The 19,778-nt window shown below is 65.7% G+C and carries 23 protein-coding genes and 1 tRNA gene; 7 read left to right on the forward strand and 17 right to left on the reverse strand.

Translation table 11 applies throughout. The features are described 5' to 3' along the window. The first annotated feature begins 19 nt into the window (after window positions 1-19). Window positions 20-865, forward strand: coding sequence for a polyphosphate kinase 2 (ppk2, locus tag ACOGJC_RS00085; protein WP_419846473.1), 846 nt, complete (start codon window positions 20-22; stop codon window positions 863-865). Here the strand turns inward: ppk2 and ACOGJC_RS00090 are convergent. The 4 genes from ACOGJC_RS00090 to ACOGJC_RS00105 form a co-directional block, all read right to left on the reverse strand. After that, a complete protein-coding gene (locus tag ACOGJC_RS00090; RefSeq protein WP_419846474.1) occupies window positions 859-2,433 on the reverse strand; it encodes a carboxylesterase/lipase family protein in 1,575 nt (524 codons plus the stop codon). The two genes, ppk2 and ACOGJC_RS00090, sit on opposite strands and share 7 nt — an antisense overlap. Then, entirely contained in the window at window positions 2,426-4,189 is a 1,764-nt protein-coding gene (locus ACOGJC_RS00095) for a uracil-xanthine permease family protein (protein WP_419846475.1), read from the reverse strand. The genes ACOGJC_RS00090 and ACOGJC_RS00095 overlap by 8 nt, the downstream gene beginning before the upstream one ends. Before the next feature lie 85 nt (window positions 4,190-4,274). Next, window positions 4,275-4,964 carry a DUF2461 domain-containing protein gene (locus ACOGJC_RS00100; protein ID WP_419846476.1) on the reverse strand — a complete coding sequence of 230 codons (690 nt, stop codon included), beginning with the start codon at window positions 4,962-4,964 and terminating at the stop codon, window positions 4,275-4,277. Window positions 4,965-5,038: 74 nt separating this feature from the next. Next, window positions 5,039-5,125 (reverse strand) — tRNA-Leu (locus tag ACOGJC_RS00105). A gap of 137 nt (window positions 5,126-5,262) precedes the next feature. On the opposite strand from ACOGJC_RS00105, the gene fabD reads away from it, so the two are divergent. From fabD to ACOGJC_RS00130, 5 genes are all read left to right on the forward strand, one after another. Next, window positions 5,263-6,438: an ACP S-malonyltransferase gene (gene fabD, locus ACOGJC_RS00110; RefSeq protein ID WP_419846477.1), complete on the forward strand. Its 1,176-nt coding sequence runs from the start codon at window positions 5,263-5,265 to the stop codon at window positions 6,436-6,438. Between the two features lie 32 nt (window positions 6,439-6,470). Then, window positions 6,471-7,400: a beta-ketoacyl-ACP synthase III gene (locus ACOGJC_RS00115; RefSeq protein ID WP_419846478.1), complete on the forward strand. Its 930-nt coding sequence runs from the start codon at window positions 6,471-6,473 to the stop codon at window positions 7,398-7,400. After that, window positions 7,397-8,119, forward strand: coding sequence for a 3-oxoacyl-[acyl-carrier-protein] reductase (gene fabG, locus ACOGJC_RS00120; RefSeq protein ID WP_419846479.1), 723 nt, complete (start codon window positions 7,397-7,399; stop codon window positions 8,117-8,119). The genes ACOGJC_RS00115 and fabG overlap by 4 nt, the downstream gene beginning before the upstream one ends. A 67-nt stretch (window positions 8,120-8,186) precedes the next feature. Next, window positions 8,187-8,426: an acyl carrier protein gene (acpP, locus tag ACOGJC_RS00125; protein WP_419846480.1), complete on the forward strand. Its 240-nt coding sequence runs from the start codon at window positions 8,187-8,189 to the stop codon at window positions 8,424-8,426. 55 nt (window positions 8,427-8,481) lie between these two features. Next, window positions 8,482-9,663, forward strand: coding sequence for a beta-ketoacyl-[acyl-carrier-protein] synthase family protein (locus tag ACOGJC_RS00130; RefSeq protein ID WP_419846481.1), 1,182 nt, complete (start codon window positions 8,482-8,484; stop codon window positions 9,661-9,663). A gap of 24 nt (window positions 9,664-9,687) precedes the next feature. Here the strand turns inward: ACOGJC_RS00130 and fabZ are convergent, their stop codons facing one another. From fabZ to ACOGJC_RS00180, 10 genes are all read right to left on the reverse strand, one after another. Further along, complete coding sequence (gene fabZ, locus ACOGJC_RS00135) at window positions 9,688-10,110, reverse strand: 3-hydroxyacyl-ACP dehydratase FabZ (protein ID WP_419846482.1); 423 nt, start codon at window positions 10,108-10,110, stop codon at window positions 9,688-9,690. A 19-nt stretch (window positions 10,111-10,129) separates the two neighbouring features. After that, the gene (gene bcp / locus ACOGJC_RS00140) at window positions 10,130-10,594 is read right to left on the reverse strand and encodes a thioredoxin-dependent thiol peroxidase (protein ID WP_419846483.1); all 465 of its coding nucleotides are present in this window, start codon (window positions 10,592-10,594) and stop codon (window positions 10,130-10,132) included. A 27-nt stretch (window positions 10,595-10,621) separates the two neighbouring features. Further along, window positions 10,622-10,900 carry an HU family DNA-binding protein gene (locus ACOGJC_RS00145; RefSeq protein ID WP_419846484.1) on the reverse strand — a complete coding sequence of 93 codons (279 nt, stop codon included), beginning with the start codon at window positions 10,898-10,900 and terminating at the stop codon, window positions 10,622-10,624. 119 nt (window positions 10,901-11,019) lie between these two features. Further along, window positions 11,020-11,799, reverse strand: a complete 780-nt coding sequence (gene trpA, locus ACOGJC_RS00150; protein ID WP_419846485.1) for a tryptophan synthase subunit alpha — start codon at window positions 11,797-11,799, stop codon at window positions 11,020-11,022. Beyond that, window positions 11,796-12,962 carry a tryptophan synthase subunit beta gene (trpB, locus tag ACOGJC_RS00155; RefSeq protein ID WP_419848275.1) on the reverse strand — a complete coding sequence of 389 codons (1,167 nt, stop codon included), beginning with the start codon at window positions 12,960-12,962 and terminating at the stop codon, window positions 11,796-11,798. Before trpB ends, trpA begins: the two co-directional genes overlap by 4 nt. Window positions 12,963-12,964: 2 nt before the next feature. Then, on the reverse strand, window positions 12,965-13,642 hold the full coding sequence (locus tag ACOGJC_RS00160) for a phosphoribosylanthranilate isomerase (protein ID WP_419846486.1): 678 nt from the start codon (window positions 13,640-13,642) through the stop codon (window positions 12,965-12,967). Window positions 13,643-13,693: 51 nt separating this feature from the next. Further along, window positions 13,694-14,545 carry a YgfZ/GcvT domain-containing protein gene (locus tag ACOGJC_RS00165; protein WP_419846487.1) on the reverse strand — a complete coding sequence of 284 codons (852 nt, stop codon included), beginning with the start codon at window positions 14,543-14,545 and terminating at the stop codon, window positions 13,694-13,696. A 38-nt stretch (window positions 14,546-14,583) separates the two neighbouring features. Beyond that, a complete protein-coding gene (gene trpE / locus ACOGJC_RS00170) occupies window positions 14,584-16,095 on the reverse strand; it encodes an anthranilate synthase component I (protein ID WP_419846488.1) in 1,512 nt (503 codons plus the stop codon). Between the two features lie 48 nt (window positions 16,096-16,143). Continuing rightward, window positions 16,144-16,518, reverse strand: a complete 375-nt coding sequence (gene hisI, locus ACOGJC_RS00175; protein WP_419846489.1) for a phosphoribosyl-AMP cyclohydrolase — start codon at window positions 16,516-16,518, stop codon at window positions 16,144-16,146. A 44-nt stretch (window positions 16,519-16,562) separates the two neighbouring features. Next, complete coding sequence (locus tag ACOGJC_RS00180) at window positions 16,563-16,919, reverse strand: GroES family chaperonin (protein WP_419846490.1); 357 nt, start codon at window positions 16,917-16,919, stop codon at window positions 16,563-16,565. A 28-nt stretch (window positions 16,920-16,947) separates the two neighbouring features. Here ACOGJC_RS00180 and ACOGJC_RS00185 point away from each other — a divergent pair, with 28 nt between their 5' ends. Next, a complete protein-coding gene (locus ACOGJC_RS00185) occupies window positions 16,948-17,613 on the forward strand; it encodes an alpha/beta hydrolase (RefSeq protein WP_419846491.1) in 666 nt (221 codons plus the stop codon). Between the two features lie 18 nt (window positions 17,614-17,631). Here ACOGJC_RS00185 and hisF read toward each other — a convergent pair whose 3' ends face one another. The 3 genes from hisF to hisH are packed head-to-tail and all read right to left on the reverse strand — an operon-like array spanning window position 17,632 to window position 19,776. Next, window positions 17,632-18,426: an imidazole glycerol phosphate synthase subunit HisF gene (gene hisF, locus ACOGJC_RS00190; protein WP_419846492.1), complete on the reverse strand. Its 795-nt coding sequence runs from the start codon at window positions 18,424-18,426 to the stop codon at window positions 17,632-17,634. Continuing rightward, window positions 18,423-19,148, reverse strand: coding sequence for a 1-(5-phosphoribosyl)-5-[(5-phosphoribosylamino)methylideneamino]imidazole-4-carboxamide isomerase (gene hisA / locus ACOGJC_RS00195; protein WP_419846493.1), 726 nt, complete (start codon window positions 19,146-19,148; stop codon window positions 18,423-18,425). Before hisA ends, hisF begins: the two co-directional genes overlap by 4 nt. Window position 19,149: 1 nt before the next feature. Next, on the reverse strand, window positions 19,150-19,776 hold the full coding sequence (gene hisH / locus ACOGJC_RS00200; protein ID WP_419846494.1) for an imidazole glycerol phosphate synthase subunit HisH: 627 nt from the start codon (window positions 19,774-19,776) through the stop codon (window positions 19,150-19,152). Window positions 19,777-19,778: the final 2 nt, after the last annotated feature.

The following is a 19,778-nucleotide window of genomic DNA, read 5'->3' on the forward strand; positions in this document are numbered from 1 at the left end:
CTGGAACTACCCTCAAGACATGAGTCCAGAACCTGACCGCGATGTTCTGGGAATCACTGGAGCGGATGCCCCAAGGCCCGAGCCGCGCCCGAAGATCAAGAAGAAGGACTACGAGCAGGAGTTGTCTCGACTCCAAGAGGAGTTGGTGCGGTTGCAGCGCTGGATCCGCCACAAAGGGCTCAAGGTGGTGGTGATCTTCGAGGGGCGCGACGCCGCTGGCAAGGGCGGGGTGATCAAGCGAATCGCCGAGCGGACCAACCCTCGGGTGGTGCGGGTGGTGGCGCTGGGCACGCCCAGCGACCGGGAGAAGACGCAGTGGTGGTTCCAGCGCTATGTGGCCGAGTTGCCTGCCGCTGGGGAGATGATCCTGTTCGACCGGAGTTGGTACAACCGGGGGGTAGTGGAGCCGGTGATGGGGTTCTGCACCGAAGAGGAGTACCGGGAGTTTCTGCGGTCGTGCCCGGAGTTCGAGCGCATGCTGGTGCGCTCGGGGATCATCTTGATCAAGTACTGGTTCTCGGTGAGCGACGAGGAGCAGGAGCGCCGGTTCCACAACCGGATCAACGATCCGATGCGGCGCTGGAAGCTCTCACCGATCGACATCGAGGGCCGAACCCGGTGGGTGGAGTTCTCCAAGGCCAAGGACACCCTGTTTGCCCACACCGACATCAAGCAGGCGCCCTGGTATGTGGTGAACGCCGACTCCAAGAAGGCAGCCCGGCTGAACTGCATCTCTCACCTTTTGTCGATGATCCCCTACGAGGAAGTGCCCTGGGAAGAAGTCGAGCTCCCCGAGCGCCAGGACAGAACCGGCTACGTGCGCCCTCCCATGTCAGACCAGACCTTCGTGCCCGAGATCTACTGAGAGTCTCCTCGGCCGGTGGGCTGCCACATGGAGCGCTCCCTTTGGAGGGGGTCGGAGACCAAAGTTGGGGTGGCGTCGAGAATCATGGTCATGCGCTGGTCGAGGTCGTAGCGAGGCCAGGGGCCGAGCTCGGCGGTCGACGGGTCGCCAGTGCGGGCGAAGGCTGCCCATGCTGATCGCATCCCCCGGCCCGTTGCCTCGGCGGCGTGGTCAGCGCCGATGAACTCGCGCCAGCCGTCGACGTGGAAGCTGTCGAACACGAAGGGCAGATCTATGGCGTGGAACGCGCCCTTGTCCGGGTCAGCCTGTGAACACCACCGGAAGTCGTACATGAAGGTGCGCGCACCAGCAGCAGCCCGCAGGTCGGCAATGCGCTGAATCGGCTCCCGCATGGAGACATCGGTGTTGATGGCCGTCAAGACGTCGGAGTCGGAGGTCCAGTCGGTGCCCTCAGCAGCTTGGCGATACTCCCCCACCACGGCTTCCACGTCGCCGGGAGTCGGCTCGGCGCCGGTCCGATCGGCGATATGGCCGCTCACCATGTGATGCAGGATCTGCTCGGAGCTCTCTTCCAGCAGCTCCTGGTGGAACAGTCGCAATTCGTGGGCAGTCGCGCCGATCAGTACATCGACGTCAGTCGCCGCGCTCGTTCGGAGCAGCTCTGACGGGGGCCCCGGAATGAGCGATCCGTCGACCACAGGGTGGAACGGCATCGGCCCCACTGTGATCATCATGTCCACCACGGTCTTGAACTGAGCCTCAACTATTGCTTCTGGTTCCAGCCGCCGGAGCCCTGCGACATCGCCCACGCCGGCAATTTCCATGAAGGAGCGGGCCACAGTGGCCGCAACGTCGGGCGACTGGGTCATGTCGACACCGGGGCTCTGCATGATGGCCCGTTGCAGCACCCCCGAGATGCCCGGACTGCCGAGAAGGTGCAGGATCGATCCGGCCCCGGCCGACTCGCCAAACGCGGTCAGCGTGGCCGCGTCGCCTCCGAAACTCTCCGCATTGGCCGCCACCCAGTCGAGGCCGAGCCGCACATCGTGAAGACCGCAGTTGGCCGTGGTGTCCTCACCACCCTGCACCTGACGCAGGTCCATGAACCCAAGGGCCCCCACTCGGTAGTTCGCCGAGGCCACCACCACCTGCTGCTCAGCCGCCAGCCTCGCCCCGTGGTAGAGCGGGAAGGAGCCTCCGCCGGTGAGGAACGCACCCCCGTAGATCCAGACCATTACCGGCAAGCCACCCTCAGCCCCGGCCGGCACCCACACGTTAAGGGTCAAACAGTCTTCCGAAACCGAGGTCGCATCTGCCCCCGGAATCACCCCGGTGTAGGGGCCATCCACCGCTTGGATGGGATCAGGCCCGAAAGCCCTCGCATCAAGTACCTCATTCCACGGCTCCGCCGCCTCAGGCGCACAGAACCGGCGCTCTCCCAGTGGCGGCTGGCCATACGGAATGCCCAAGAACTGCCGCACCGCCCCATAAGGCGTGTCAACGAACGTCCCCTGAACCGGCCCATGTGTCGTCTCAACAGGAGGTCCCAATTCTGTGCGGCTACTCATATGAACCGCCACTGCTGGGCGGGTTTACGTGCACGGTGACTATCTCAAGTTCGTGGTACTGCTGGTGGAGCACGGAGGTGGCGTAGTGCTGAAGCAGCCGCAGTGAGACATCGCGCTCAACGGGCCGGTCTGCCGTCGGCTCGTCGAGCACCGCCAGACGGTCTTCGATGTTCTCGCCCCGTGCCGCGGCCACGAACTCGAGCACCGCCCGACCGTCCTGCTTGCTGGCCGTGACGCGCAGTGTTCGGTCATCGGGGGCGTCTCCGGCATGCTCGGCGTCGAGCAGCGTGACCATTGTCTCCTCGGCCACCGCGTCGAGCCTCTGCGACATCGATTGTGCCCAACCGTGGCGCTTTGCGAAGCCGCCCAGGAACTCCTGGATGCGGGGCAGCTCAGGCATTGCCAGATTGGTGCGCAGCCGATGGCGGCGGGATTGGGTGGCCTCGGTGAAGAGCGTCAGCACGATGGCCACGAGGCCCCCTGAAGTCATGCCGTTCTCCAGGAAGCCTCCGGCGAAGCCTTCCAGATATTCCGGGAAGATCAGGCTGTTCTGGAACCCGACGCCGAGCCAGAAGGCGATGCCCGCGATCAGGCCCTTTCGGTAGTCGGCAGCCTCTTCGGAGACGATCCTCATGCCCACTACGAACAGCAGCGAGATCAGAACGGTGACATACGCCGCCACCACCGCATCGGGGATAGCCAGCACCAACGCCAAGAACTTGGGCAAGAACGCGAACACGATGAATACGACGCCGATGGCGACACCCACGCGGCGAGCGGCCACGCCGGTCAACTCGGTAATGGAGACGCTTGATGAGTAGGTGGTATTCGGGACCGTGCCGGCCACGCCCGACAGCAGATTGCCGGTGCCATCGGCGGCCACCGCTCCCTGCACCACGCGGTAGTCCACCGCTCGCGGCTTGCGCCACGACACGCGCTGGATGGCCACTGAATCGCCAATGGTCTCCACCGCGCCGATGATCGTAACGATCACGAACGCGGGCAACAGACTCCAGAACGCCGCGCCGAACGAGAAATCGAAACCGGGCCAACCACTGTCGGGCACACCGATCCAGGCAGCGTCGGAAACTTGATCGAAGTCGTATAGCCCGGAGGCGGCGGCCACGACCGAGCCGGCCACCACGCCGATGACCGGCGCCCACAGTCGCAGGCTGCCAGAAGACTTCAGCGCGATGGCGATCACCACAAGAATGGTGACCAGGGCGCTCGTCGGTGCGCTCCAGTCGGATTCGCCTTCCGGTGACGCTGTCACCATGTCGAATATGAGTGGCATCACGGTCACCGCAATGAGCATCAGCACGGTGCCGGCCACCACGGGCGTGATCAGTCTCCTGAACAGCGAGAGCCTCGAGGCGAGCAAGAACTGGAACAGCGACGACGCCACCACGAGCACGGCCAGCAAGCCAGGGCCCCCCTGCACGAGGGCGGCCACGCACACAGCGATGAACGCCCCCGAAGTCCCCATGAGCAGCACGTACCCGGCGCCGATACGCCCAAACTTGACCGCCTGGAGAATTGTGCTGATGCCGCTGACCACTGCCGCCGCAAACACCGCCCAAGTCAGATACGAATCGCTTTCACCTGCGGCCCGAATGACGATCGCCGGCGTGAGCACAATGCCTGCGATAGACAGAATCGCAAACTGGAGCCCCATCCCCGCGGTCAGCGCAGTAGGCGGCTTGTCGTCGGGCTCAAACCGAATCCGACGCTGATCAGCTAAATCGCCTTGTTCCATGGCGCCCATGCTTACGAGGCCAGACAGCAGTTTCAAGCATCAAAGCCGACCCACCAACAAGTGCAGCACTCCCCGCCGCCGTCGGTTAGTACGGAAGGCCCACTGCTGCGGTCAGGAATTCCATGTAGGGAGATGAGGTGCGGCAGGCATCGGCGAAGGCGTCGATAAACCCTGCTGCGGTGACCTCGTCTTCGTCGAAGTGGCAGGTGGCGACGTGGTCTTTGCGCTTGAGGTCTTCGAGGTAGGGGTGCTCGGGGTCAAATCCCTTGGGCGGTCGTTTCAGTGAATCCCCGGTCAGGTCGAACTTCTCCGCGAATCGGGGGTCCCCTACTGCGCTCTTCCAACCATTGGGGTCTTCCACGATGCGTCTCCGGATCCGCCCCACGGTGGGTGAGTCAGGCCTCCAAATGCCAGCCCCCGCGAATACCTCGTCGGGCGCCAGGTGCAAGTAAAAACCCGGCGCGTGAGCTGATTTGCCCGCTTCGTGGCGGAAGTGGACCGCGGCCTGGGTCTTGTACGGAGACTTGTCCTTGGAGAATCGGACGTCCCGGTAGATGCGGAACATAGAGCCCCCATTCGCTCGCGAGTCGGCCACGAAATGCTCGCTGATCGAATGAAGGTACGGCTCGAAGTCCACAATGAACTCCAACAACGGCTCTTTGACATGCTCCTCGTAGCGGCCCTTGTTCGCGCCGAACCAGTCGCGATCGTTGTTCGCCCGCAATTCAGAGAGGAACTCAAACAACTCAGGAGTGAAGTGAGTCTGCGTCGCCATAATCAAACCCCTTATCAAGCCTTTTCGATATATTTCATACTAACACATGCCCCGGACTGCGACAAGAGGTAACTTGGTGCCCGGGGAGGGACTCGAACCCTCACTCCCTTGCGGGAACCGGATTTTGAGTCCGGCGCGTCTACCAATTCCACCACCCGGGCGGGCGACCAGCATGCTGGCTGGGGAATGGGCAGTCTACCCAGCGTAAGGGCAAAGAGGCTCGCTGGATATATTGTCTGAGCTCCTGTCTCCCGTAGAGTGTTGAAACCCCACTGTCGTCTGAGAGGTCTGACACCTGATGATCTGTTTCACCTATCCCGGCCAGGGATCCCAAAAGGCCGGCATGGGTTCGGCTTGGGTCGACCATCCCTCATGGGAGCTGGTGGCCGAGGCCTCTGAGGCAGCGGGGCGCGATGTGGGCCGGCTGTTGCTCGACGCCGATGACGACGAGCTGCGCCACACCCGCAACTCCCAGCTCGCCACGTTCATGGTCTCAATGATCGCTCTGGACGCGGTTACCAGGGTGGGAATCGAGACCGCGGGGCACGCGGGCCACAGCCTGGGTGAGTACTCCGCGCTGGTGGCCGCCGGAGTGGTGGACTTCTACGACGGTGTGCGGTTGGTGTCGGAACGGGGCGAGGCCATGCAGGTGGCCGCCGAAGAGCAAGACGGCACCATGGCCGCGGTCATGGGTCTCGACGACGACTTGGTGGAGCAGGCCTGTGAGCAGGCCGACGGTGACGTGTGGGTGGCCAACTACAACGCCCCAGGCCAGGTGGTGATCGCCGGGTCGCCCGCAATGGTGGAGGCAGCCGGCGCAATCGCCAAAGACCTGGGGGCCAAGCGGGTCATGGCCCTGCCCGTGGGTGGTGCCTTTCACACCCCGTTCATGGCGTCGGCCCGCGACCGGCTCGCCAAAGCGGTGGACAAGACCGAGTTCCGGATCCCCGACCACCCGGTGTACGCCAATGTGGACGCGTCCGCCCACACCGGCGCCCACACCTGGGTCGACCTGTTGAACTCACAGCTGACCAGCCCGGTGCGCTGGCGCCAGTCGGTCCACAACATGTGCGATGACGGCTACACCACCTTTGTGGAGCTAGGGCCGGGCGCGGTGCTCACCGGCACGGTTAAACGGACCGCCAAAGACTGCCAGTCGCTCAAGGTGAACGCCCCGGCCGACATCGACGCGGTGCTCGAGGCACTGGCCGGTCCACCAGTTGCCGCCGCCGGTCCCCTGGAGGGCGAGGCCCTGTTCGCCACCGAGCGACTGGTGGTGAGCCCGGCAGTCGGCGTGTTCCAGCCCACCGACGACCAGTTGCTGGGCACCGGCGTGCCCGCCGGACAACTCTTGGGGCACGTGGGGGACACCGAGGTCCGAACCCCTTGGGCCGGGGTGATCATGGGCTTTTTGGCCGTGGACGGCGAGCGGGTCACCGCCAGCCAGCCCATCGCCTGGCTGCGGACGCAGTGAAGGGCTGCGGACGCAGTGAGGAGGCAGGAGCGATGACAAGGGCGGCCATTTCTGGCCTCGGCACCGCGGTGGGCCACAAGGTGGTGACCAACCACGACCTGGCCAAGACCCTCGACACCAGCGACGAGTGGATCGTGGAGCGCACCGGGATTCACGAGCGCCGGGTGGGGGGTAGCTGCCTGGAGCTGGGGGGCCAAGCGGCCAAGATTGCCCTGAAGCAGGCCGAGATTGATGCCACCGATCTCGACCTGATCATTTGCTCTACCTGCACCCCCGACCAGGTATTCCCCGCGGTGTCCAACCGCATTCAAAACGAGCTGGGGGCAACGTGCGGCGCCTTCGACCTCAACGCCGCCTGCTCGGGCTTCACCTACGGCGTCTCTCTGGCCCGGGCCCAGATCGCGGCCGGGATGGAGCGGGTGTTGGTGGTGGGGGTGGACACGCTCAGCCGGTTCACCGACTGGGACGACCGCTCCACTGCCATCTTGTTCGGCGACGGTGCCGGTGCGGTGGTGATGGAGCCGACCAGCCGCGACGACCGGGGCGTGCTCAGCACCTACATGGGTTCCGAGGGCCGATTCGCCGACCTGTTGATCTGCGACTTCGGTGATTACATCAAGATGGACGGCAAAGAGGTATTCCGCCAGGCAGTGCGGGTCATGGTCTCAGCCAGCCAGCGAGTACTGGCTGACGCCGGGCTGGAGGCGTCGGATGTGGCCGCGGTGGTCCCTCACCAGGCCAACGCTCGGATCATCGAGAGCGCCATGAAACGCCTGGGCATCCCTTTGGAGAAGGCGGCCACTGTACTGGAGATCACCGGCAACACTTCCTCTGCGTCTATCCCCCTGGCCATGGACTCCGCGGTCTCCAAGGGCAGTATCCAAGATGGCGATCTGGTGCTGCTCGTCGGCTTCGGCGCGGGCATGAGCGTGGCCGCCGCGCTGCTACGCTGGGGCAAGTGAGCACATCCAGGATCGTCCTGGTTACCGGAGGGAACCGGGGCATCGGATTGGCCACAGCCACCGAGCTCGCCAAAGCAGGCCACCGGGTGGCCGTGACCTATCGCAGCGAGCCTCCATCGACAAACGGCCAGGTTGACCTGTTGGGCGTGCACTGCGATGTGACCGACGAGAGCCAGATCGACGCCGCCTTCGCGGAGATCGAAGAGAACCTGGGACCTGTAGAGGTGCTGGTGTCGAATGCGGGCATCACCCGGGACAAGCTGGTGATGCGTATGAGCGAGAGCGACTTCACCGACGTAATCGACGCCAACCTGACCGCGGGCTATCGGGTGGCCAAGCGGGCGGCCCGGTCGATGATGCGAAACCGCTGGGGGCGCATCGTGTTCGTGTCGTCGGTGGTGGGGATCATGGGACAGGCCGGCCAGGCCAACTACGCCGCCTCCAAAGCCGGACTGGTCGGTCTTGGCCGATCGCTGGCCAAGGAACTGGCCAGCCGGAACATCACCGTCAATGTGGTGGCGCCCGGCCCGGTGGGCACCGACATGCTCAACGAATTGGACGAAGAGCGCCGCTCGGCCATCATTGAAGCGGTGCCCCTCGGGCGATTGGGAGAACCCACCGAAGTGGCAGCCGCCATCTCATTCTTGGCCTCCGATGCCGCCGGATATGTCACCGGGGCGGTAATTCCGGTAGACGGGGGCTTGGGCATGGGAGGATGAATGCCCGTACATCGCAAGATCGAACCCATCCAAGGGCTTCAAGTCCACGAATAGGAGATGAATCAGCGTGAGCGACGACAACTTCACCCGTTTCCAGAACTGCACCGTGGAGGTGCTTTCGGTGGAGGCCGGCCAGGTCACCCCCGAAGCCAGTTTCGCCGATGATTTGGACTCGGACAGCCTCGACTTGGTCGAGTTGGTCATGGCGCTCGAAGAGGAATTCGACATCGCCATCGACGAAGAAGAGCTAGAGGACATCGAGACCGTGGGCCAAGCCTTCGACCTGGTGACCGTCAAACTGGGATGACCTCGCAGCCATCTGACGAAAACAGTACCGACCCCCGGTCAAGGAGCACTGGCCGATGACCACTCCGCGCCGGGTTGCAGTTACCGGTATCGGCGTCTTGGCCTGGCCCGGTCTCGGGCGCGACGCCTTCTGGCAGGGGCTGTTGGAAGCCCCTGCCGAAGGCCGGCGGGTGATGGACCACTTCGACCCCCTCCCCCACTTCGACAGCCCCAAAGAAGCCCGCCGCACCGACCGATTCGCTCAGATGGCCCTGGCTGCGGCGGCCGAGGCGCTGGAGCAGGCGGGCGAACTGAGCGCCGACCCCGACCGGATCGGCGTGTGGGTGGGAACGGGCGTGGGCGGCCTGCGGACTCTGGAGGATCAGATTCAGGTACGCATCGAGAAGGGCGAGCGCCGGGTGTCGCCATTTCTGGTGCCGATGCTGATGGCCAATGCCGCATCAGCGGCCATCTCCATGCGTTACGGCTACTCGGGCCCTTGCGAAAACACGGTTACCGCCTGTGCCGCGGGAACCCAATCGATCGCCAACGCCGCCATGCTGATCCGCGCCAATCGCTGCGACGCGGTCATCACCGGGGGCAGCGAGGCCTCAAACTCCGTTACCGGCGAGGCCACCTTCAAGAACATGACGGCTGTTTCCAGCTGCCACATCAGCCGCCCCTTCGACTTGGAGCGGGACGGCTTCATCCAAGCCGAAGGCGCGGCAGTGTTGGTGTTGGAAGAGCTCGAGACGGCCCGGAGCCGGGGGGCGACCATTCTGGGCGAGATCCTGGGCGGGGCCAGTACGGCCGACGCCTACCACATCACCGCCCCATCGCCAGGAGGCGCCGGTGCGGTGCGGTGCATGGAGCTGGCCTTGGCCGATGCCGGACTGGACCCCGGAGATATCGTCCACATCAATGCTCATGGCACCTCCACCCCGCTGAACGACGCCGCCGAAGCCGAGGCTATCCAAAAGGTGTTCGGCACTCCGGGGCCGCTGATCACCTCGACCAAGGGGGTGACCGGCCACGCTCTGGGCGCGGCGGGAGCCATCGAGGCGGCGGCAGTTTTGTTGGCCATGGAGCACGGCCTCGTTCCGCCTACCTACGGGTATGAGACCCCCGACCCCGACATGACTCCCATCCAGATCGTGGCCGGGGCACCGGCTCCGTGGAATCCGGGGCCCTCGCTGTCTAACTCCTTCGGCTTCGGTGGGCATAACGGAACCATCGTCATCGGCCCCCCACCCGAGTAGCCGGCCACCGCTGGTCGGCGTCGATCAGCCGGCGTCGACTACCACGAACAGCAGCTCGCACTGGCAGGCCAGTTCGCCGTTCACCGACGCCTTTCCTTGTCCTCGGCCAGCCCGAGCCGACAGGCGGGTCATCTCCACTTCGAGATCTAAGCGATCGCCGGGGCTGACCTGGCGACGGAAGCGGGCGCTGTCAAGGCCGCCAAATAAGGGGAGCTTGCCGGCGAATCGGTCGTCACTGAGCACGATATAGGCCCCTAGCTGGGCGATGGCCTCGGCCATGAGCACACCGGGAAGCGTGGGACGACCCGGGAAGTGCCCGGCAAAGAACGGCTCGTCGCCGGAGAGCTGCCAGTAGCCCTCAGCCCGCTCCCCGGACACCATGGAGGTGACCTCGTCTAGGAACAGGAACGGATGGCGGTGCGGGAGAACCTCGGCCGGAGGTCTCATGGGAAGCGCTTCTGCTCCGCTATTCCTCAGGCAGGGCCGAAGCCAGATTGGCCGCGGTGTTCTTGGGGCTGATCTTGTACCAGGCATGCTCGATTCGGCCGTCTCCGTCTACCAGAAACGCCGAGCGGACCACCCCCCAATACGTCTTGCCGTACATCTTCTTCTCCCGCCACACCCCAAAGGCCTCCGCGACCTCGTGGTCAGGGTCAGACAGCAGCGAATAGCCGAGGTCGCACTTTTCGTCGAACCGCTTCTGGCGGTCGGGCTTGTCCCCGCTGATTCCTACTGCGGCGATACCACGTTCTGAGGCGATGTCACGCACGCCGATTGCCTGATTGGTTCAACCAGGGGTGAGCGCCTTGGGAAAGAAGAAAATCGCCAGCTTCCGTCCGGCAAAGTCGCCCAACGACACTTGGTCGCCGTTTTGATCTTCCAGCGTGAACGCTGGCGCAGCATCGCCGGCGGATAACAGCCAATCAGCCATGGGGGAAACTTAGCCGACGAAGGCGGATCAGGTTCCTTTGACGGCGGCCTTCAACCGAGCACCGGCGCTGACCTTGCAGCCCCTGGCTGCCGCGATTTGGATGGTCTCGCCTGTGCGGGGATTGCGGCCGGTGCGGGCACCCCTTGAAGTCTGCTCGAAGGACACAAAACCGGTGATCGCCACCTTGTTGCCCAGGATCACCTGCTCGGTGACAACGGTCTCCAGGCTGTTGAGCACAGCCTCTACGGAGCTCTTGGTTTCGCCGGTGCGCTCGCTGATGGTGCTGACCAATTCTGACTTGTTCACGGAATCCTCCTGAATTGTGAATTACCAGAGTGTAATTCAGTTGGCTTCTTACACAAAGTTCCAAGAGTCAAGCAGCCCACACGGGAAAAATGCCAAGTTCGAGCGAGGAAAGCTCAGCCTCAGTCCAAAGCACGGCGGAATTGCCCGATCAATTCGCCCACCGCCATCGGACGCCCGTCGTCCAGCATTCGGCGCACGACCGCGGAGCCCACCACGGCGCCGTCGGCCACCTGGCACACCTCCTGGGCTTGCTCGGGGGTGCCCACCCCAACGCCCACCAGCACGGGCACGTCGGTCATCTGCTTGAGCCTCTTGGCCATGACCACCGCCGATGCGGCCAACTCGTCGCGCACTCCAGTCACTCCCAAGAGCCCAACTCCGTAGACGAATCCCCGGGCGCGGGCGCAGATCCGGCCCAAGCGCTCATCAGAGGCGGTAGGCGCAGCCAACAACACGGTTTCCACTCCGGCCGCATCGGCGGCCTCGGTCCACGGTCCGGCCTCCTCCAGGGGGAGATCGGGCAGGATGGCCGCAGCCACTCCCTGTTCGGCGAGCACCGAGGCAAATCGCTCCAGCCCGAATCGGAAGGCGATGTTGTAGTAGGTCATCACGGCCAGCGGGATGCCGATGTCGAGTCGTCCCAGGGCGTCGAGCACACCCAGCGGGGTGATCCCGGCGGCCAAGGCCCGGTCGTTGGCCTCCTGGATGACCGGTCCGTCCATCACCGGGTCAGAAAACGGGATGCCCACCTCCACCGCATCGGCTCCGGCGTCGGCGGCCGCCGCCAGTGCCCCCTGCCAGTCGCCCAGCCCCCCGGTCAGATAGGGAACCATTGCCTTGCCGCCCTGAGAGCGGCGATTTCGCAGGGCGGCCTCCAAAGGGCCGGGTCTAGCGCTCACTCAGTTCGCCCGCCGTCAACCACCAGGCGGCCCATCATTTGGTCCACGTCTTTGTCGCCTCGCCCGCTGAGGTTCAACAGCACCGACTGGCCGGCCAGTTCCTGGCGGGCCCGCGACACCCAGGCCAAGGCATGGGCTGGCTCTAGTGCGGGGATGATCCCCTCGGTACGCGACATCAGCTCGAAGGCGGCCACCACCTCATCGTCGGTGACCGTCTCGTAGCGAGCCCGGCCGATGGCCGCCAGATGGGAGTGCTCGGGCCCTATGCCGGGGTAGTCGAGTCCCGCAGAGATCGATTCGGCCTCCAGCACCTGGCCGTGCTCGTCTTGCATCAAATACGACTTGGAGCCGTGGACCACGCCGGGCACGCCCCGGCCGATGGCCGCTCCCCCGGCTGGTTCCACCCCCACCAGCGCGGCATCGCCGTCGACGAAGCCGCTGAAGATGCCGATGGCGTTGCTGCCACCGCCCACACAGGCGGTGACCACGTCGGGATCGGTCCCCAGCAGCTGGCGGCACTGCTCACGGGCTTCGTCGCCGATCACCCGGTGCAGTTCCCGCACCATCCAGGGATAGGGATGGGGGCCCATTACTGAGCCCAGGCAGTAATGGGAGCTCTCCACGGTCGCCACCCAATCGCGCATTGCCTCGTTGATGGCGTCCTTCAGCGTGCGGCTGCCCGAGAGCGCCGACCGCACTTCGGCGCCCAGCAATTGCATGCGGAAAACGTTGAGGGCTTGGCGCTCCATGTCCACTTCGCCCATGTACACCACGCAGTCCAGGCCCAATAGGGCCGCGGCGGTGGCGGTGGCGACGCCGTGCTGGCCGGCCCCCGTCTCGGCCACCAAACGGGTCTTGCCCATGCGTACGGCCAACAAGGCCTGTCCCAGCACGTTGTTGATCTTGTGGGAGCCGGTGTGGTTGAGGTCCTCCCGCTTCAGCAACAGGCGCAGTCCGAGTTCCTCGGACAGGCGATGGCATTCGGTGAGCGGCGACGGTCGGCCGGCGTAGTCGGCCAGCAGCCGGTTCAGCTCGCCTCGGAAATCTTCATCGGCCCAGGCGGAGCGAAACGCCGCCTCCAGTTCCTCGCAGGCCGGCACCAGGGTCTCGGGGACGAACCGCCCGCCGAAGTCCCCGAACCGTCCGCCCACGGGCTCGGCCATGGTCACGGCAACAGCTCTTCCTGCCAGTCGTAGGGGGCGTCTTCGTCCTGCTCCTGTTCGACGGCCTCGGAGTGAGCCGGCTCGGCCTCTCGGACGGCGTTGATAAAGGCCCGCAACCTTGCCGGATCCTTGCGCCCCGGCGACATCTCCACCCCGGTGGCCACATCCACCCCCCAGGGCCGGACTTTGGCGATGGCCGTGGCCACGTTCTCCGGGGTCAGTCCGCCGGCCATGAGCAGTCGGATACCGCCGGGGGCTCCTTCGGCCAGAGACCAGTCGAACACCTGGCCTGACCCGGGAGTGTCGGAGTCCACCATCACGATGTCGGCGCCGTACTGGTCGGCCACCGACAGGGCAGGGCTGCCACCAGGGAAGGCCTTGATCACCGCGGGGACGCTCTGTCGGATTAGGCGAGTTTCCTCCATGCTCTCCCGACCGGACAGCTGGGCGGCTTTGAGGCCGCAGCGGTTGACGATCTCGATCACCCGCTGGGGGGCCTCGTCTCGGAACACCCCCACGGTGAGAACGTCGGGTGGGAGGCGGCGGGCGATCTCCTCCACCCGGGGCGGGACGATTTGACGGCGTGACGGAGCCAGGATGAAGCCCACGGCGTCGGCACCCAAGGCGGTGGCCAGCAGAGCGTCGTCAACGGTGGTAATGCCGCAGATCTTGATGAACACTGGTTCCAAAACTACCGGCTCAATTCCTCAAAGAATGGGTTCTGTGCCCGATCAGCGAGGAACAGCTGATGCCCGGGCCCGGCCACCGGCCACGTTAACCTCGGCGGGCATCTCCACGGCTCGCTTGATATAGCCCAGCGCTACGGTTGAATCGGCGGCTGCGTCCCACGCCGCGCTAGTGACGGCGCCGACATCGGCTCCGTCGGCGTTGGTGATCTGGTCGCCGCTTCCCAGGTTGGCCCGGCCTTGGAGGGTCAAAAACCGCAGATACCGGGGGGCGGTGCTGCCCCGGGAGTCCATGCGGGCGACCAGCTCTTGTCCGGTAAAGCACCCTTTGGTGAAGCTCACCGTGAAGGGCACGACCTCGGCCTCGGCGGGAATCGTGCGGTCGTCGATGTCGACCCCCATTCGGGGAAACCCCGCCCTGATCCGGTGGGCCTCCAGGGTTTCGGGGTCGACGCTGGGCACATCGGCCGACACCTGCGGCGCGGGGCCGATCACATCGATCCCCCCGGTGGGGACCGGACCGACGATCTCACCGGCGACGGCCGCCTCCGCGGCACCCGGGCCGCGCACCGCGATGCACTGCCAGTCCAGCGGCTCCAGGGCCACGTCGGTGCGCAGCATGAACCGCTGGAGCCGGGTGATGACCTGCTCCAACGGGCCGTCGGTGTCGAGGATGAACCGATCGGCCCCCTGGCGGGTGACCCGAACGAAGGCGTCGATGCGCCCTTGGGGTTGCAGGATCAGCGACCAGGCCGACTGTCCTTCGGCCAACCCGGCGACATCTTGGCTGAGCTGGCCCTGCAAGAAGTCCTCGGCGTCGGGCCCTGCAACCGCCAACACACCTCGATCGGTGGGGCAGGCCCCCGCGGTTGTCGACAGATCAACAGGGCCGGTCATGCTGGGCCTATCATGCCAAGCCAATCATGCTGTGCTGATCATGCTGGTCGGCTCCGGCTCATCCGCCGGGCGGCGGGCACGGCCAACAGGAGGGCTCGGGCCTTGTTGCGGCACTCCAGGTCTTCCTGTTCGGGGATGCTGTCGGCCACGATGCCGGCCCCGGCCTGCACCGAGGCCCGTTCCCCCTGGATGACCATGGTGCGGATGGCGATGGCGGTGTCGATGTTCCCCGAGAAGTCCAGGTAGCCGACCACCCCCGCGTAGGGGCCGCGCTTTACCGGTTCCAGGTCGTCGATGATCTCCATGGCCCGCACCTTGGGCGCTCCCGACACGGTGCCCGCGGGCAAAGTGGCCCTTAGCACGTCCACTGGGGTGCGCCCGGGGGCCAGATCGCCTGACACCTGCGATGTGAGGTGCATGACGTGGCTGTAGCGCTCCAAGGTCATCATCTCGTCCACCGTCTCGGTGCCGAAGGTCACCACTCGGCCCACATCGTTGCGGGCCAGATCCAACAACATGATGTGCTCAGCGATCTCTTTGGGGTGCTCCGACAGCTCGGCGGCCATCCGGCGCTCCTCGGCGTCGGTGCGGCCCCGGCGGCGGGTGCCGGCGATGGGACGGGAGATGACTCGGCCGTCGAGGAGCTGCACCATCGGCTCAGGAGAACAGCCCACCAGCGACAGCTCCGGCAGGCGCACGAAGTACATGTAGGGGCTGGGATTGACCTGGCGCAACGAGCGGTACACGTCAAAGGGCTCAGCTTGCAGGTCGAAGTCATATCGTTGGGCCAGCACCACCTGGAAGATGTCCCCAGCCAAGATGTGCTCTTTGGCGGCTTCCACCGCGTCGCAAAAGCTCTGCGAACCCATGCTGGACACCACCTCGGGCAGTTCCTCGTCTTCCTCCGGGGGCTCCAACAGCGGCTCGGCCACGGGGCGGGCCCCATCGGCGGCCAGTTCCTCGAGGGCAGCCACCGCCTGGTCGTAGGCGTTATCAATCTCGGCTGATGAGGCACCGGGGGGGATGATCACGTTCTCGATCAGGGTCACCCGCTGTCGCCAGTGGTCGAACACCGCTAGTTCCCCGATCACCGACATCACCGCATCCGGTAGCTCCTGGTCGTCGTCGGGCACGTTGGGCAGACGCTCCACTTCTCTCACCACGTCGTAGCCCAGATAGCCCATGAGGCCACCGTGCAGCGGCGGCAGCTCGTCGATTGCCGGAGAGCGCCACTGCGACAAGATGTGTTCCACTGCGGCCAAAATTCCCTGGTCGAGCGGGGTTCCCTCGGGGAACTCGCCGGTAGCAGCCACCTGGCGGCCGCGGGCCACCAGCGTGCCCAGGGGTCGGCGCCCGATGAACGAGAACCGGCTCCAGCGCTCGCCGTGATCCACCGACTCCAGCAGAAAACCGGGCTCGGTGCCCACGGTGCGGACGAACGCCGCCACCGGAGTGGTGAGATCGGCCACCAACTCCCGCCACACCGGGACCACCGTCCACTCGGCGGCGAGCCGATGGAATTCACGGCGATCGGGGCTTATCGCGGTCATGTGAACGCTCGGCTGCGGCCGGGGCTGATCACGGTCGTGTCGTCCGGATCACGGAGACGGCGGCACTGGCTCGTCGAATGACCGGAAGAAACACGAGTACTTCCCGAGGTGGCAGGCGCCGCGGCCTTCCTGTTCCACGATGAACAGCAGGGTGTCGCCGTCGCAGTCGTAGAACGCCTCCCGCACGTACTGGCGATCGCCAGAGGTCTCTCCCTTGCACCAGTACTCCTGGCGGGATCGGCTCCAAAACCAGGTGCGCCCGGTTTCCAAGGTGCGCTCCAGCGATTCCCGGTTCATCCACGCCATCATCAGCACCCGGCCCCCGTCATGATCCTGCACGATGGCCGGAACCAGCCCGTCGCTGTTGAACGTCACCTGATCCAGCGTTCCCGGGGCAGCTTCTATGGGCGTGATTGCTGGCATGGCCCCATCGTAGGAGCAGACTCCAACCCGGTTAGAGCCATTTGTCAGAGATACAGGCCGGTGCTTCCCTCGTCGAGGCGGGGGGCGGCCACCGCGTGGATGTCCCGCTCCCGCAAGATGAGGTAGTCGGCGCCCCGCACCTCCACCTCGTAGCGGTCTTCGGGGTTGAACAGCACCTGGTCGCCCGATTCCACCGTGCGGACGTTGGGGCCCACTGCGATGGCCTCGGCCCAGGCCAGTCGCTTGCCCACCTGGGCGGTAGCCGGGATGAGGATGCCGCCGGTGGAGCGCCGCTCCCCTTCGGGGACGTCGAGCTGCACCAGGATGCGGTCGTTGAGCATCTTGATGGGGAGTTTGTCCTCGGGAGCGACCCGACTCGCGCTCTTCGCTGCCTTGGCCATGGGGTGCCAACGCTACCGTGACAGGGATATGACCGACGACTTCGGAGCAACCTCTACCCCTATGGCCGCCACCACGCCGACCCCCACCACATTGACTACTGCCGATGGCCTCAGCCTCGAGGCCCAGTGGGCCCTGCCCACCGAGCCCCGGACCAAAGTGGTGATCGCCCATCCTCACCCCCAACACGGGGGCAACATGCACTCACTGGTGGTATCGACCCTGTTCACCCACCTGTCGGATGCCGGCTGTGCGGTGCTGCGGTTCAACTTCCGTGGGGTGGGGGGCTCCGAGGGCGAGCACGACTTCGGCGAAGGTGAGCAACTCGACGTGCGGGCCGCGGTGGCCGCCATGACCGAAGCCGGCGATGCCGAGTGCCCGCTGGTGCTGGCTGGATGGTCGTTCGGGGCTGACCTGGCTTTGACCTGCGACGCCCCCGAATTGACCGGATGGTTCCTTGTGGCCCCCCCGCTTCGGGTGGTCAACGCCGACCGATTCAAGGCCGCCCCCGACCCTCGCCCCAAGTGGCTGGCCGTCCCGGAGCGGGATCAGTTCAACCCCCCCGACCAGGCCCGCTCCACAGTTGCCGACTGGGCCAACACCGAAATCCACCCCATCGGCGGCGCCGACCACTTCCTGGTGGGCCGCACCGACAAGCTCAACACCCTGATTGACGAGTTCCTGGCCGGTCTCTAGTCCCGGGCCGACTGCCGGTCAGGCGTCGGCAGGGCGGATGGGGATGCCGGCGGTGGCCATGTGGGACTTGGCCTCGGCCACGGTGTGCTCGCCGAAGTGGAAGATGGAGGCGGCCAACACGGCGTCGGCCTTGCCTTCGATCACGCCTTCCACCAGGTGGTCGAGGGTGCCCACTCCTCCGCTGGCGATCACGGGCACGTTGGTCACCTCGACCACCGCCCGAGTCAACTCCAGGTCGAAACCGTCCCGGGTGCCGTCACGGTCCATGGAGGTGAGGAGGATCTCCCCTGCGCCCAGTTCGGCCACTCGGATGGCGTACTCAATGGCGTCGACCCCGGTCGGGGTGCGGCCCCCGTGGGTGAACACCTCGAACGGGAAGGGACCGCCGTTGGTACGGCGGGCATCGATGGACGCCACCGCGCACTGGCTGCCGAATTCGTCGGCGATCTCGGCCACTAGCTCGGGACGGTTCACCGCTGCGGTGTTCACCGAGACCTTGTCGGCACCGGCCCGAAGCAGGAGGCGAGCGTCACCCACCGTGCGGATTCCCCCTCCGATGGTAAAGGGGATGAACACTTCTTCGGCCGTTCGGTGCACCAGCTCCACGGTGGTTTCCCGCCGATCCGACGACGCGGTGATATCTAGAAACACCACCTCATCGGCCCCCTGCTGGTCATAGCGGGCGGCCAGCTCCACCGGGTCGCCCGCGTCGGTCAGGTCCACGAAGTTCACGCCCTTCACCACCCGGCCAGCATCCACATCCAGACAGGGGATGACTCGGGCATTGCTGGGCACGGTTGCCGGAGCACTCATGAGGCCAGCGTCTCCAGGGCCTGCTCCACGGTGAAACACCCCTCATACAGCGCCCGGCCCACGATGACTCCGCTCAGCCTCCGCCTGCCATCGCTGATAGCGGACAACGCGGTCAGGTCGTCCAGCGACGCCACCCCGCCTGATGCGATCACTGCGAGTCCGGTGGCAGCCAGCACCGCCGTCAGGCCTTCGATGTCGGGACCGCTCAGAGTCCCATCTCGGCTGATCTCGGTGGCCACCACCGCCTCGGCCCCGGACGATTCAAAGCGGGCCGCCAGCTCCAGCAGGTCTCCCCCACCGCCCTTTTCCCAACCGTGGGTGGCCACCTCCCGGCCTCGGGCGTCCAATCCCACGGCAACGGGCTGCCGAGCGGCCACTTGCTCCACCAACTCGGGGTTCTCCACCGCGGCGGTGCCGATCACTACCCGGGACGCGCCGGCGTCAGCCAGGGCGGAGGCCGCGTCCATGCTGCGGATGCCGCCGCTGGACTGCACGAGCACGTCCACAGCATCGGCAATGGCGGCGACAACCGGCAGGTTGACCTGCTCCCCGGTGCGGGCTGCGTCCAAATCCACCACGTGCAGCCACGAGGCCCCGGCGTCGGCAAACTGTTGGGCCTGGCTTACTGGGTCATCGCTGTAGACGGTCTCGGCGTCGTACGACCCCTGGTAGAGCCGCACGCAACGGCCACCCCGCAGATCAATGGCCGGAAAGAGCTGCATCTCACGCTCCCACGGCTGCGACTCGGGCCTGGCTTACGAAGTTCTCCAGGAGCCGCAGGCCGGGACGGGCTGATTTCTCGGGGTGGAACTGGGTTGCCGCCACGTTGCCGTCGGCAACCACCGCCGCCACCGGACCGCCGTAGTCGCAGGTGGCGACCACGCTCTCGTCCATCGGTGCGGCGTAGGAGTGAACGAAGTACACCCAGGCGTCGTCCAGCCCTTCGAGCAGGGGGCTGGGAGTTCGCACCTCCAGGCGATTCCACTGCATCTGGGGCCGCTTCACGTTGCCGGGCAGCAGGCGCACGGTGCCGGGCAAGATGCCGAGACCAGCGGTACCGGGCGCTTCCTCAGACTCTTCGTAGAGGAGCTGCAAGCCGATGCATATGCCCAAAAAGGGTCGGCCATCGGCCGCCGCGGTCTGAGCTTGCTCGTCGAGTCCGGTGTCCTCGAGCGCAGCCATACACGGCCCGAACGCCCCCACACCGGGGAGTACCACACCGGCCGCGTCGGCGATCAGCCCGGTATCGGCGGTCAGCCGGGCGTCGGCCCCCATGCGTTCCAGGCTCTTTTGGGCCGAGCGGAGGTTGCCGATGCCGTAGTCCAACACCGCGATCAGCGGCCTGGTCACCG

This window comes from Candidatus Poriferisocius sp., from assembly GCF_965204015.1.
Lineage (GTDB): Bacteria > Actinomycetota > Acidimicrobiia > Acidimicrobiales > Bin134 > Poriferisocius.